Source organism: Gibbsiella dentisursi (genome assembly GCF_039539505.1).
Classification (GTDB): domain Bacteria; phylum Pseudomonadota; class Gammaproteobacteria; order Enterobacterales; family Enterobacteriaceae; genus Gibbsiella; species Gibbsiella quercinecans.
Map to the genome: position 1 here is coordinate 274,645 of NZ_BAABDG010000009.1, position 14,343 is coordinate 288,987.

General features: G+C 59.6%; 12 protein-coding genes. 7 read left to right on the top strand and 5 right to left on the bottom strand.

Features of this window, described 5'->3' with window-relative positions; all coding sequences use genetic code 11:
• Positions 1 to 5: 5 nt before the first annotated feature.
• From ABFX35_RS20185 to ABFX35_RS20200, 4 genes are all read right to left on the bottom strand, one after another.
• Positions 6 to 899 (bottom strand): [formate-C-acetyltransferase]-activating enzyme, encoded by an 894-nt coding sequence (locus ABFX35_RS20185; protein WP_279024580.1) that lies wholly within the window; start codon positions 897 to 899, stop codon positions 6 to 8.
• Positions 865 to 3,162, bottom strand: a complete 2,298-nt coding sequence (locus ABFX35_RS20190) for a formate C-acetyltransferase (RefSeq protein WP_346082632.1) — start codon at positions 3,160 to 3,162, stop codon at positions 865 to 867. Before ABFX35_RS20190 ends, ABFX35_RS20185 begins: the two co-directional genes overlap by 35 nt.
• 64 nt (positions 3,163 to 3,226) lie before the next feature.
• Entirely contained in the window at positions 3,227 to 3,547 is a 321-nt protein-coding gene (locus ABFX35_RS20195) for a PTS fructose-like transporter subunit IIB (protein ID WP_095846302.1), read from the bottom strand.
• A gap of 62 nt (positions 3,548 to 3,609) precedes the next feature.
• Entirely contained in the window at positions 3,610 to 4,686 is a 1,077-nt protein-coding gene (locus tag ABFX35_RS20200; RefSeq protein ID WP_095848991.1) for a PTS fructose transporter subunit EIIC, read from the bottom strand.
• A gap of 364 nt (positions 4,687 to 5,050) precedes the next feature.
• On the opposite strand from ABFX35_RS20200, the gene ptsP reads away from it, so the two are divergent.
• Both ptsP and fsa read left to right on the top strand, forming a co-directional pair.
• Positions 5,051 to 7,555, top strand: a complete 2,505-nt coding sequence (gene ptsP / locus ABFX35_RS20205; RefSeq protein WP_279024584.1) for a phosphoenolpyruvate--protein phosphotransferase — start codon at positions 5,051 to 5,053, stop codon at positions 7,553 to 7,555.
• Between the two features lie 49 nt (positions 7,556 to 7,604).
• On the top strand, positions 7,605 to 8,267 hold the full coding sequence (gene fsa, locus ABFX35_RS20210; protein WP_346082633.1) for a fructose-6-phosphate aldolase: 663 nt from the start codon (positions 7,605 to 7,607) through the stop codon (positions 8,265 to 8,267).
• 16 nt (positions 8,268 to 8,283) lie between these two features.
• Here the strand turns inward: fsa and ABFX35_RS20215 are convergent, their stop codons facing one another.
• Positions 8,284 to 9,126, bottom strand: a complete 843-nt coding sequence (locus ABFX35_RS20215) for a dienelactone hydrolase family protein (RefSeq protein ID WP_346082635.1) — start codon at positions 9,124 to 9,126, stop codon at positions 8,284 to 8,286.
• Positions 9,127 to 9,460: 334 nt separating this feature from the next.
• On the opposite strand from ABFX35_RS20215, the gene udp reads away from it, so the two are divergent.
• From udp to ABFX35_RS20240, 5 genes are all read left to right on the top strand, one after another.
• Positions 9,461 to 10,222, top strand: coding sequence for a uridine phosphorylase (gene udp / locus ABFX35_RS20220; RefSeq protein WP_346082637.1), 762 nt, complete (start codon positions 9,461 to 9,463; stop codon positions 10,220 to 10,222).
• Positions 10,223 to 10,388: 166 nt separating this feature from the next.
• A complete protein-coding gene (locus ABFX35_RS20225; RefSeq protein WP_346082639.1) occupies positions 10,389 to 11,180 on the top strand; it encodes a tyrosine-protein phosphatase in 792 nt (263 codons plus the stop codon).
• 101 nt (positions 11,181 to 11,281) lie between these two features.
• Entirely contained in the window at positions 11,282 to 11,812 is a 531-nt protein-coding gene (locus tag ABFX35_RS20230) for a DedA family protein (RefSeq protein ID WP_165907038.1), read from the top strand.
• A gap of 342 nt (positions 11,813 to 12,154) precedes the next feature.
• Complete coding sequence (locus ABFX35_RS20235; protein WP_428832220.1) at positions 12,155 to 12,943, top strand: histidine phosphatase family protein; 789 nt, start codon at positions 12,155 to 12,157, stop codon at positions 12,941 to 12,943.
• A gap of 61 nt (positions 12,944 to 13,004) precedes the next feature.
• A complete protein-coding gene (locus ABFX35_RS20240) occupies positions 13,005 to 14,330 on the top strand; it encodes an OprD family outer membrane porin (protein ID WP_279024596.1) in 1,326 nt (441 codons plus the stop codon).
• The last annotated feature ends 13 nt before the right edge of the window (positions 14,331 to 14,343 follow it).

The window sequence follows — 14,343 nt, forward strand, 5'->3', positions numbered from 1 at the left end:
TTGCGTTAACCCCCGGTCACCACCCGGTATCCTGCTGCTTCGGCCATGGCGCGCAACGGCGCAATGTCCTGCTCGGTTGGCGGCGCCACATCGCGCAGCGGGTAATCGCGCCCCAGCAGTTCATACTTGGCCGCGCCGTATTGGTGGAACGGCAGCAGATGGATCTCTTTTAACGCGAAAGGGGCCAGAAAAGCCAGTATCTGCGCGACATTTTCCTGGCTGAGGGTGTAACCGGGGATCAGGGGAACGCGTGGAGTGAGGGCCACGCCGCGTGCGGCCAGGGCGGCGAAGTTGGCCAGCACCCGCGGTTGGTTGATGTTCAATACGCGCCTTGCGGTGCCGGCGTCCATGATTTTCAGATCGAACAGCACCTGATCGCAATGCTCCGCCAGCAGCAACAGCCTGGGCAGCGGCGCGTCGCCGGCGGTTTCTATCGCCGTGTGGATGCCGTACCGGCGCAGACGCTGGAGCAGTTGCCCGGCGAAGGGGGCCTGCATCAGCACTTCGCCGCCGGAGAGCGTTACGCCCCCGCCGGAAGTGCGGTAAAACACCTCGTCTTTCAGTAACTGTTGCAGCAGGGCCTCCAGCCCGATGGATTGCCCGATGCGCTCCAGCGCGCCGCTTGGGCATTCGTCCGGATCGTTCAAACAGGGCTGGCAGTGCAGGCATTTGGCCATGCGCCGCACGATGTGCTGCCGCGGCGACATGGATTCCGGGTTAGCGCACCACGGGCAGGTGTGCGGGCACCCTTTGAAGAACACCACGCTGCGGATGCCGTGGCCGTCATTCAGCGAATAGCGCTGGATGTTGAAAATATGGCCCTGCGGCCCGTTGGGCGCCCGGTCTGCACCGGGCGCGATCAGGCTACAGTTGATGCGCTGTACGGCGGATGATGTCATCCTGGATCTCCTTCGACAGCTCAACGAAGAATGCGCTGTAACCGGCGACGCGCACCACCAGCCCGGCGTAGTCCTGCGGCCTGGCCTGGGCGGCGCGCAGCGTCTCGGCGTTTACCACGTTGAACTGGATATGCTGCAGTTTGAGCTTGGTGAAGGCGCCGAGGAAATCCGCCAGCTTGTTCAACCCGGCCTGGCCTTCCAGCGTGCTGGGGGTGAACTTCACGTTCAGCAGGGTGCCGTTGGACAGCAGGTAGTTGTCCAGCTTACTGACCGATTTGAGCACCGCCGTCGGCCCCTGCGCGTCCTGGCCCAGCATCGGCGAAAGCCCGCCGTCCGCCAACTGCTCGCCCGCCAGCCGCCCGTCCGGCGTCGCGCCGACCACCGCCCCCAGCGGGACGTGGGCGGAAACGGTATACGAACCCGGTGTGAACTGGCCGCCGCGCGGGTTACGGTATTTTTCCACCTCTTTGCAGTAAAAACGCAGCAGTTCGGCGCTGATCAGGTCAACTTCGTCAATATCATTGCCATATTTATCAAAGCGGTTGATCAGCCGTGCGCGGATTTTCTGCCCTTCCTGGGTGGCAAAGTTATCTTTCAGCGTGGCCAACAACTGATCGAAGCTCACGAGCTGCTGATCAAACACCAGCCCCTTAAGGGCATACAGCGAGTCGCTTAGGTTGGCGATACCGATACCCTGCACACCGGAGAAGTTATAGCGGGCGCCGCCGGCGGTAATGTCTTTGCCGTTTTGCAGGCAATCTTCCACGAACGACGACAGCAGCGGCACCGGCGCCCAGTCGCGGTGGCCGATATCGCAGACGTTGCTGCCTTCGGCCATCAGCCTGACGTAGTGGCGGATTTTTTCACGGATCTGGCTTAGCAACTGCGGATAGGTCAGCGCGGCGTTGCCTTCGTTTTCCAGCAGCGCCAGCTCCATCACCTTCAACAGGTTGAACATCGCAATATCATGCAGGCCGTAGGTGCGGCCGGGGATCGACAGCTCCACGCAACCCACCACCGAATAATCGCGCGCGTCTTCCAGTGTGACGCCGCGGTTGAGAAACGCCGGCACCACCACTTCATCGTTGAACACCTGCGGGATACCGGTGCCCAGGCGGATGGTTTCGGCGGTTTTCAGCAGGAACGGCCGATCGATAAACTCATTCACCCGCACGCCAAGGTTCGGTTGCGGCAGGCGGATGCTCTGGTAGGCGTCCAGGCACAGGAACGACAGCACGTTGACTGCGCTGCGCCCGGTTTCCGTCAGGCCGCCCAGCAAAATGGTATAGCCGGTGGGGAAGCCGGCGAAGTAGCGTGCGCTGGCGGTGGAACGCAGCAGCACGATGTCGTTGCACTTCACCCATAGGCTTTCCAGCAGTTCGCGCAGGAAGGCCGGATCGTCACCCTGGTTGAGCGAAGCCTGGTAGAACGGCAGCATGTACTGATCGAAGCGGCCGAGCGACAGCGAACTGGCGTTGGATTCGTACTGCAGGATGATGTTCATGTACCAGAACAGCTGGCAGGCCTGATAAAAATCCTTTGGCCGTTGGTGGGCCACCCGTTCAGAAACGTCGGCGATGCGCAGCAGTTCCGCCTTGCGCGCGGCGTTTTCGCACGCCGCCGCCATCTGCTGCGCCAGGCCGGCGTAGCGCAGGATATGGCGCTGTGACGCTTGCAACAGCAGCAGCGCCGCCTGGTAAAAGGGATTATCCGGCTGCTGCGCCACATAGTGCTGCAGTTCGGCCAGCAGGGCATCCAGGCCGTTATTCAATAAGCGCGGGTAATCAATGATGATATGCCCCTGGCCTTTATCGGTCTGGTTGATACTGAAAATTTGGGTCTGGGTGGCGGCCTTGACCGCCGCCGGCATCTGGCCGTTGATGAAATCCTTCATGGAGCGCTGTGCCCAGTAAGGGTAGAGCTGTTCGCGGTATACGTGCTTATCCTGTTCAGAAATGGCGAAGCGATCCTGTGGGCGGGTAGGGAAGGTATCAAGCTCCTGCAGCAGCCAGTAGGGGTCCATCTCCGGCGACATAATGCCGGCGCGTGGTTTGACGGTACGGTTGCCGGCGATCAGTTCATCATCACGGATGCCGATCGCCACGTGATCGAGGATATGCGCCGTGGCCCTGGCCCGCCGCAGCAGGGTGGGTTGCCCTTCGGTCTGGCGATGGCTGGCGGTATACAGCAGCGCCCGCTCCAGCGAGATTTCGCGCGGGGCGGAAAACAGGGCGGCTTTCAGGCGTTCGATACGGGATGTCATGAGGTTATCCTTCTTCCTACGGAACGGGCAAACAACCCCGGCACAGGCGCACCGGGGCCGGCGGTCAGGCGGTTTGCGCCAGGTGTGCGGCGATCTTGTCCATGATGGCGTCGGCACGTTTCACCGCGTCGCTGATCGCCACGCGCACCACGGTTTTGCCTTTGAAGCGTTCTTCAAGCTTGATGCCGATGTCTTTGGTCAGGATCACCAGATCGGCAGCGGCCACGTCTTGCGGCGTGAGTTCGTTTTCCAGCCCGATGGAACCCTGGGTTTCTACCTTGCATTGCCAGCCCTTGGCCTTCGCCGCGCGTTCAATGGCTTCGGCGGCCATGTAGGTGTGGGCGACGCCGGATGGGCAAGCGGTTACAGCAATAATGTTAGCCATGATTATCTCCTTCGTATGCAAAGCGCCGTCTTGTCGGCGTTTGCCGCCCGCACGGGCGCGGTTTAGTTGATTTCAAAATCCAGATCCAGATCGCTCTCTTTTGCCGCCGCCGCCTGTTTTTTGGCCGCGAAACTTTTGAGCAGGTTAACCAGCAGTGCCGTTACCGTCATACCGACCAGCAGCGCGATGATAAAGCCCAGTTTGCCTTCCACCACCGGCAGCACGATAAGCCCGCCCCAGCCGGCATAGCACTGTGCGCCCAGCAAGGCCGCGGTGGTGGCCGCGCTGGCGGCGCCGATCATAATCGCCGGGATCACACGCAGCGGATCGGCGGCGGCGAACGGGATTGCGCCTTCGGTGACGCCGACGCAGCCCATCAAAATGGCGGCCTTACCGGCTTCGCGTTCTTCTACGGTGTAATATTTCCGGCCGATCAGGGTGGCGAACCCCAGCCCGAGCGGTGGGGTGGCGATCGCCACGGCGGCGATGGCGACCACGGTGTAAACCCCCTGCGCTACGCAGATCAGCATGAAGGCATAGGCCACTTTGTTCACCGGGCCGCCCATATCGAAGGCCAGCATCAGCCCCATAATGATCGCCAACACCACGATGCTGCCTTGCTGCATGCCCTGCAGCCATTCCGTCAGGCCGGTGGTCAGCGCGCCGATTGGCGCACCCAGCCCCCACATCATGATGCCGGCCGTCAGCAGCGTGCCGATGATGGGGATCACGAAGATCGGCATCACCGAACGCAGGATCTTCGGCACCGGGATCTTCTTCAGGTAAAACACGATCGTCCCGCCCAGCAGGCCGGCGATAATGGCGCCAAAGAAGCCGGCGCCGAAGGAAGCGCCCACCCAGGCGCCGATGGCCGCCGGCGCCAGCGCGGAGCGATCGGCGATGGAGTAGCCGATGTAAGCCGCCAGGAAAGGCACCATCAGCGTCAGGCCGGCGACGCCGATATCAAACAGCTTTTTCAGGTTGGGATCGGTTGCTGCGTCCGGCACCGCCCCTTTGCCGTACAGCATGACGGAAACCGCCAGTAAAATGCCGCCGGCCACCACAAACGGGATCATGTGGGATACGCCGGTCATCAGGTGCTGGCGCGTATTTTTTAGGATGTTTATCAGCTCTTTCATCATTCATTCCCCCGGTGTTAACCAGCGTGCTCTGAGTACAGAAACCATCAGGAAAAATAACCCTTGCTGGAGAAAGGTTGTTGCCTAACACAATAGGCAAGCGCCCTGCGCGCCAACAGTGGATAAAGTTGCCATTTACTGGATTTTTGTAATGTCAGGGGAAAAGTGAGATCCAACGCAAATTGCACAGCGAGATAAAATGCCGCCGGTATGGCTCGCTTTGTGAGCCAGTTCGCATTTATGCCAGTATCTTACATTTGTCCAGCGTTTGGCATTTTTGTCCGCTAGCCGTCGCGGGGCGGCGGCTCTTATCCTTGTGGCAAACCGGTGCTTTCCGGCACTGCTTTGATATGAGGAAATATCAATGGCCAAAATCGTGACGTTTACCTGTTCGCTGCCCAATGGCATCCATGCCCGCCCGGCCAGCCACATTGAAAGCCTGTGCAACGGGTTTAGCTCGCACTTTCACTGGCATAACCCGCGTACCGGCATCACGGGCGATGGTAAAAGCGTGCTGTCGCTGATCGGCGCCGATATCCTGCTCGGCGACGAATGCCAAGTGACGATTGAAGGGGAAGATGAGCAGGGCGCCTTTGAGCGCCTGAGCCACTTCATTACCCATGAATTCCCGCACTGCGACGAACCGCTGCCGCAGGAAGCGGGGGCTGATGAACTGGAGCCGGTGCCGGCCGCGCTGGCCAACCTGCAGCCCACCTTGCTGCGCGCTAAAGCGGTAAGCCAGGGCTCGGCGCTCGGCAAACTGGTGCATTTGGCGCGGGTCGATCTCGGCGCGCTGGGCGAACTGCCGGCGTCGGCAGGGGTTGAGCAGGAACAGCAACGGCTGGCCGACGGCCTGGCCTGTTTAAGCAAAGCGCTGGAGCTGCAATTGATGGCCGGCGCCGGTACCGCCACGGCTGTGCTGGAGGCGCATCGTTCACTGTTGCGCGACGCGGCCTTCCGCCAGCATCTGTTGGACGGCGTGCTGCAAGGCGCCAGCTGCGCTGCGGCTATCGTCGCTACCGCCGCCCACTTTAGCCAGCAGTTGGCGCAGTCCGCCAGCGCCTACCTGCGTGAGCGTGAGCTGGACATCCGCGATCTGTGCTTTCAACTGCTGCAGCAGATTTACGGCGAGCAGCGTTTCCCCTGCCAGCAGGCGCTGCATGAAGACAGCATCTGCCTGACTGACGATCTGACACCGAGCCAGTTTCTGGAACTGGACAAGCGCTATCTGAAAGGGCTGCTGTTGGGCAGCGGCGGCAGCACCTCGCATACCGTAATTTTGGCACGCTCGTTCAATATCCCGACGCTGGTGGGCGCTGACGCCGCCGCGTTGCAGCCCTACCTGAATCAACAGGTACAGATCGACGGCGATCTGGGGCTGGTCGCCTGCGATCTTAACGAACCGGTACGGCGCTATTACCGCCAGGAACAATGGCTGCGTGAACAGCTGCGCCAGCAGCAAAGCGCTTATCTGGCCGTACCGGCCCACACCGCCGATGGCGTGCGGATGGAAGTGGCGGCCAACATCGCCCATGCGGTGGAGGCCAAAGCCGCGTTTGCCAACGGCGCCGAATCGATAGGCTTGTTCCGCACGGAAATGCTGTATATGGACCGCACCACGGCGCCGACGGAAGACGAGCTGTACAACATTTATTGCCAGGCGGTGGAAGCGGCCGCCGGCAAACCGATTATCGTGCGCACCATGGATATCGGCGGCGACAAACCGGTGGATTACCTCAACATTCCGGCGGAAAACAACCCGTTCCTCGGTTACCGCGCGGTGCGCATCTATCAGGAATTCCTGCCGCTGTTTCGCACCCAGCTACGCGCCATCCTGCGCGCTTCCGCCCACGGCCCGCTGAAAGTGATGATCCCGATGATCTCTTCGATGGAAGAGATCCTGTGGGTGAAGGATCAACTGACCGAAGTAAAACAGGCGCTGCGCGGCGGGCAAGTGCCGTTTGATGAAAAGATCCCGCTCGGCATCATGCTGGAAGTGCCTTCCGTGCTGTTCATCATTGAACAGTGCTGCGAAGAAATAGATTTCTTTAGCATCGGCAGCAACGATCTGACGCAGTACCTGCTGGCGGTGGACCGCGATAACGCCAAGGTGACTAAGCATTACAACAGCCTCAACCCGGCGTTTTTGCGCAGCCTGGATTATGCGGTGCGCGAAGTGCATCGGCAGGGCAAATGGATTGGCCTGTGCGGCGAACTGGGGGCAAAAGGCTCGGTGCTGCCGCTGCTGGTGGGGATGGGGCTGGACGAAATCAGCATGAGCGCCCCGGCGATCCCGGCCACCAAGGCGCGGCTGGCGAAGCTCGATAGCCGCGAGTGCCGCCTGTTGCTCAACCGCGCCATGGCCTGCCGCACGTCGCTGGCGGTGGAGCACCTGCTGGCGCAGTTCCGTATGGAACAAAGCGATGCGCCGCTGATCACCTCTCAATGCATTGCCCTTGATGCCGATTGGCGCAGCAAGGAGGAAGTGATCAAAGGCATGGTGGATAACCTGCTGCTGGCCGGGCGCTGCCGCTATCCGCGCAAACTGGCGGCCGATGTATGGGCGCGCGAGGCGGTCTTCTCTACCGGGCTGGGGTTTGGCTTTGCCATCCCGCACACCAAATCGGAGCACATTGAACAATCGACCATCAGCGTGGCCAAACTGGCCCGCCCGGTGGCGTGGGGCGATGAGGAGGCGCAGTTCGTCATTATGCTGACGCTGAATAAACACGCCGCGGGCGATCAGCACATGCGTATTTTCTCCAAACTGGCCCGGCGCATTATGCATGAAGGCTTTCGCGCCGCACTGGTCAACGCAGGCTCCGCCCAGCAGGTGGTTAGCCTGCTGCAACAGGAACTTGAACTGTAATTTATTCCGGGCGCATGGGCGCCCCTTTGTTTAGCTGTGGGGAACCATTATGGAACTTTATCTCGATACCGCCGATGTCAGCGCCGTCAAGCGCCTGGCGCGCATTCTGCCTCTGCAAGGGGTGACGACCAATCCGAGCATCGTCGCCAATTCGCGCACTCCGCTGTGGGACGTGCTGCCGGCGCTGCGTGATGCGTTGGGCGGTGAAGGCCGGCTGTTTGCCCAGGTTTTGGCCAACAACGCGGCCCGCATGGTGGAAGAAGCGGTATTACTGCATGAACGGGTGCCGGAGCTGGTGGTGAAAGTCCCGGCTACGGCGGAAGGGCTGGCGGCCATTAAGGCGCTGAAGGGCATGGGCATTCCAACGTTGGGCACTGCGGTGTACGGCGCCGCGCAGGGGCTGCTTTCGGCGTTGGCGGGGGCGCAGTACGTGGCGCCTTACGTCAACCGGTTGGATGCACAGGGCGGCAACGGCATTGCCACCGTACGGGAATTGCAACAATTGCTTACGCTGCATGCGCCGCACGCCCAGGTGCTGGCGGCCAGCTTTAAAACGCCGCGCCAGGCGCTGGAGTGCCTGCTGGCGGGCTGCGGGGCGATAACCTTGCCGGTCGATGTGGCGGAACAGTTCATCACCGCGCCGGCAGTGCAGGCCGCGGTGGAAAAGTTTGAGCACGACTGGTGCGGCGCATTCGGCGCTTTACAGCTATAACATGCGCCGCCGCGGCTCAGGCCTGGGGCTCGCCGGTGACGCCGTGCCGGGCAAACCAGGCCAGCATCCGTTGCCAGCCATCGGCGGCGGCTTCGGCATCGTAGCTGGGGCGATAGTCGGCGTTGAAGGCGTGGCCGGCGTCCGGATAAACCACGATCTCGGCGTCGGCATTCGCCGCGCGGATCGCCTGGCGCATGGTTTCCACCGTGTTCAGCGGGATGCCGGTATCCTTGCCGCCATACAGCCCCAGCACGGGCGCTGACAGCTCGGTGGCAATATCCACCGGGTGTTTCGGCGTATTGAGGGTTTTCTCACCGACCAGCTTGCCATACCAGGCGACGGCCGCTTTCAACTGCGGGTTATGCGCTGCGTACAGCCAGGCGATGCGCCCGCCCCAGCAAAAACCGGTGATCGCCAGCTTACCTGGCGCCCCGCCGTGCTGCAGGGCCCAGTGGGCGGTATGATCCAGGTCCATCAGCACTTGGCTGTCCGGCACTTTACTCACCAGATTCTGCAACAGTTCACTGATATCGCTATAGTTACTGGCATCCCCCTGGCGGAAGTACAGCTCCGGGGCGAGCGCCAGATAGCCCTGTTTGGCCAGCCGCCGGCACAGATCCCGAATATGTTCATGAACGCCAAAGATCTCCTGAACCACCAGAACCACCGGGAAGGGGCCACGTTGGTTATCGGGCCGGGCAAGGTAGGCCGGCAGGGATTCGTTCTGCACCGGGATAGTGGTTTCGCCGGCGTGAATGCCCTGTTCGTCGGTGTGCCGGGTGGTGGCGGCCAGCGGTTTGACGGCCGGGCTGAAGCCCTGCTGGCTTTGCTGTTGCGTCGTTTGGCTCTCGGTTTTCATTGTGGTCTCCGTGTAAAAGGAAAACGGGGCGGGATCTTGTTAACTATAGGCTCGATTCCGCACGGTGGCAGCCCCACCCTGTTCGCCGTCGGGCAACGGCGTGCGCGCTTGGGCTACACCGTGTAAGGCCGCTGCGTCTGGCCAGCCGCTTAGCCGCGCAGACACTGCACGAGGGGTAAACGGTCGGTTAATTTTGTGATGATTATCACAATAAATATGTATTCTGAAATTCGTTTTCTGTTAACAAGTGATTCGCGTCACGAAATTGGCGATGGATTTTCAGTAGAGTGCGTTTTTGTTCCTCCGACTAAACATGAATAATGAGGGATCCGGTATGTCTCAATCAGATGTCTTCCATCTTGGCCTGACCAAATTCGATTTGCAGGGGGCGCAATTGGCGATCGTCCCCGGCGATCCGCAACGCGTAGAAAAAATCGCCAGGCTGATGGAAAACCCGGTGCATCTGGCTTCCCATCGTGAATTTACCACCTGGCGGGCGGAACTCGACGGCAAGCCCGTCATCGTGTGTTCAACCGGCATCGGCGGCCCTTCCACGTCGATCGCGGTGGAAGAATTGGCGCAGTTGGGCATCCGTACTTTTTTGCGGATCGGCACTACCGGCGCGATCCAGCCTGACATCAACGTGGGCGATGTGTTGGTGACCACGGCGGCGGTGCGCCTGGATGGCGCCAGCCTGCACTTTGCGCCGATGGAGTTCCCGGCGGTTGCCGATTTTGCCTGTACCACCGCGCTGGTCGAGGCGGCGAAAGCCAGCGGCGCCACGACCCATATCGGCGTGACCGCTTCTTCCGATACCTTCTACCCCGGCCAGGAACGTTACGATACGTATTCCGGCCGTGTGGTGAGCCGCTTCAAGGGCTCAATGGCCGAATGGCAGGCGATGGGCGTGATGAACTATGAAATGGAATCCGCCACCCTGTTGACCATGTGCGCCAGCCAGGGGCTGCGCGCCGGGATGGTGGCCGGGGTGATCGTCAACCGCACCCAGCAGGAAATTCCGGATGCGCAAACCATGAAGCAAACCGAAACCCACGCGGTGCAAATCGTGGTGGAAGCCGCACGCCGCCTGCTGTAACCCGCCTCGTTGCCGATGGGCCGCCGCTGCGGCCCATTTTTCATTTCACCATAATCTGTTACGGTGGCAGGCACTGGCGCCATCTGCGCAGCCTGCTGTGTTTTGTGATGGGATGTATCCGCTGCCTGTATCGCGCTGTTTGTCGACAACAATAACGAGGATGTCTATGACCGCTCAGATTCTGCTTCACCCTTCACTGGCCCCGCTCGACGGCGGCATCAACTTTCGTGATTTAGGCGGCAATAGCGTCGCTCATGGCCGCCGTATCAAGCGTGGGTTGCTGTTCCGCGCCGGCGCGCTCGATCGCTTAACGCCGCGTGACTGTGCGTTTTTGGCCGGCGTGCCGGTCAGCGCCGTGCTGGATTACCGCGACAGCGATGAAGTGCAGGATAAGCCGGATGTGCTGTGGCCCGGTGCCGATTACCATCATTTCCCGGCCAACCCGTTGAGCAGCGAAGTGAATGCCAATCTGGAAAAGCTGAACAACGAGGTGCTGGCGGCTTTTGACAGCCGGGCCTTTATGCTGCAGCTGTATCGCCGCCTGCCGTTCAATAACCCGGCCTACCGGCAACTGGCCGCTCTGCTGTTGCAAACGGAAAACGGCGCCATCGTGCAGCACTGCGCCGTGGGCAAAGACCGCACCGGCGTCGGCTCTGCGTTGGTGCTGTTGGCCCTTGGGGCGGATGAGGCCACGGTGCTGGAGGATTACCTGCTGACCGAAACCACGCTGGCAGCCTTCCGCGAACAGATGCTGGATCAGCTTTCGAGCCGCCTGAACGCCGCGGCGCTGGCCCAGTTTGCCTACGTGCTCGGTGCCCGCGAAGAGTTCCTGACCACCGCCCTTGGCTGCATCCGCGAACAGTACGGTTCGCCGGCGCGCTGGCTGGAGGCGGAGTATGGCCTGGGGCCGCAACAGCGTGACGTGCTGCAGGCACGCTATCTGGAGCCTGCCGTTTAGCCCGCCAGCCGGGAAATACGTTATGTTTAATCGGTGTTTAAGCGGCACGGGGCGCGATTCCTTATTCTGTGCGCAGGACAGCCCCATTGAAGGAGTGTGCATTGAGTCTGAATGATGTGATCCACTGGGTCAGCGAAATGGTACGTCAGCATGAAGGCTGGGCGATCCCGATTATCTTTTTCCTGGCATTTGGCGAATCCCTGGCTTTTCTGTCGCTGCTGTTGCCGGCCACGGTGATCCTGCTGGCGCTGGGGGCGCTGATCGGCGAAAGCGGCATCGCCTTCTGGCCGATCTGGGCGGCGGCGGCGGCCGGCGCGTTTTTCGGCGACTGGCTTTCCTACTGGGTGGGCTATCACTATCAGGATCGCGTGGCGCATATGTGGCCGCTTTCCCGTAACCCCAAGCTGTTGGCGCGCGGCCATGCGTTCTTTGAACGCTGGGGCGTGATGAGCATTTTCTTCGGCCGGTTTTTTGGCCCGCTGCGTGCGGTGGTGCCGTTGGTCGGGGGGATATGCGCCATGCCGCAGCGCTACTTCCAGTCGGCCAATCTGGCTTCGGCGATGATTTGGGCCTTCGGCATTCTGGCGCCGGGCGCGTTTGGCATCCAGTGGATCAGCCGTTGGATGGGGTAAGGCCGCCATCGCGGTATTTTTGCTGCCGGGCCGAGTTTATTCGGCCGTAAGCGCCTGGCGCTTACGGCGTTACGCTTTTCTATTACCTGAATTATTTGGGGTAGAAAATAAATAAAGAGTGCGAAACCGATCACGAAACTATCCCAATTAAAAAAAAGCATATTTTCTTCTTTTCCTGATGTGTTAGTCTCACTGAAACTGGATTGTTACTGTTTAACGACAGGCAAAACCCAAACCTATTCGCCATTGGTCATATAGGGTTGGGTTTTTTTGTTTTTAATAAATTAGTTTTTATCTGTAGTACCTGTTTTTCTGTGCCTATTATTCAATGAGGAATATAAGATGAACATAAAAAAAGGGTTCTTCATTTCTTTGCTTGCCGTTTCAACGGTATTAATCAATAACGCGGACGCCGCAGTGGAAGACAGCGTTAATATTTACTTTGCCCGCCACGGGAAAACGGTGCTCAATACTTACGATCGCGTGCAAGGGTGGGTTGATTCGCCATTGACCGCTCCCGGCATTGAAACCGCCCGCTACCTTGGCGCCGGGTTAAAGGATATCTCGTTTAGCCGTTATTACACCAGTGATGCCGGGCGGCAACGGGAAACCATGCAGATTATCCTGCAGGAAATGGGCCAACCCCAGGCGCCAGTGGTGGCGCTTCGTGGCTTGCGCGAGGTGTTCTTCGGCGGTTTTGAAGGGCTGCCGAACGCGGATATGCTCAATGCTACCGCGAAAAAATTAGGCTTTGCCGATAGTAAGGCTATGCTGGCGGCGATGACGGCGGGCGATATAACGGTGCCTGTCGTGATAGACGCCATCAGCCAAATTGACGAGAAGCAAGCGGCGGAAAACGCCGCCCAGGTGAAAGTCCGCACGCAGCAGGCGTTGCATACGATGGTGCAGGATGCGTTAAAAGCCGGGGATAAAAATGTACTGGCTGTCTCTTCCGGGCTTTCCATGCTGATGATGATTTCAGATATGACCGACAGCCCGGCAAAGAACAGGCCGCTGGCCAACGCCGCGGTAGTCAAAATTACCTATAAAAACGGTAAATATACCGTAGCCGATATTGGCGATATGCAATATGTCGCCAAAGGCAAGGCGGCGCTGGAAAAAACGCCGTAGCGCANAAGAGTAATTCTCCGTCAGTGGATTGCTATTTTTTATATCAGGGAGAGTCATTACAATGAAAACTTATTCCGCCCGAAGATTTATTCATATCCTGCTCTTGTTTTTCATCACCAACGCCGCCGCGGAAAGCACGCTCAGCGCAATGGCCGCTTCGCCTTTTTTCACCGACGGCCAGGCGGAAATAGCGTTAAAGAATTACTGGAAATATTTAAAGGAAGATGCCGCCAACCCAAAGGCGGTGCACAACGCCTGGGGGCAAGGGATTGCAATGGGCTATCAGTCCGGCTATCTGGCTGACACGATCGGCGCCGATATCCATTATTATGGTGCGGTAAAGTTGGGGGCCAGCGATTATTTTAATTCCCGTGGCGTGCTGTACAGCACCCATAGCGCCAGCAGCAAACACGATGCTGCCGGCTACAGCAAGTTTGGCCAGCGTTATATCAAGCTGAAGGGGAATATCGGCGGCGCCGATCTCAACGCGCGTGTCGGTTGGCAAATGTTGCGCAATGATGGCGTGATTACCACCTCGAACCGCCTTTCTCCGACCACCTATCTGGGCTGGAGCGGCGGGGTGAGGCATGCTGGTTTTTCGCTGCACGGCGCCTATGTTGAACGCAGCATGGAGCGCAACTCACCGAATAGTCTGCGCTTGCAAACCAACGATGGGCGTTCCATCCAGCATCTGTTTAGCGGTGAGCTGGGCTATGAGGGCAATGCGTTTACCGGCCAACTGGCGTACGGTGAATCGCAAAACTACCTGCGCCGCCAGATCCTGCGTATAGCGTTCAAGCCGGGGGCAACGCTTAGCCTGGGCAGCCAGATTTATACCACGCAGGCGCTGGCAGGTTACCAAGCGATGGCGTTGAGCAAACGCCACTTTGACCGGCACGCCAATCATTATGCCCTTGACGCCAAATGGCAGGCGCCGCGCTGGAGCCTTAAGCTCGGCGTTGGCCATACGCGGGCGCCAAAGGGCGGCGGCGAGCTTGGCTTTTATCCACGCCATATGACGAAGAATTCTCGCGGCACGTTCACCTCAATGGCCTATGCGGGCGAAGACTATATGCGTGACGGGGAAACCATGTTGGCCGCGCAGATCGACTATCGTATCACGCCTGAATTCACCGCCGGTGTGCTGAGCAACTATGGGCAGTTCAGCTATCAGGGCGTCGCCGTGCGTACCGGCGAGCTCAACGTTTTTGGCCGCTGGGCGCCTTCTCATCCTACATTAAACAATCTGACGGTGTTCGCCATGGTCGGGCCGGGCTGGTCTTACAAAAACGTGAATAAAACGCCGGTGATAGCCAACGGGCATTACCGGACGGCGCATACCCTGGGCGCCGAGTTTATCGCCGAATATCGTTTCAAATTATTTTAGCCCGGCGCTTCCC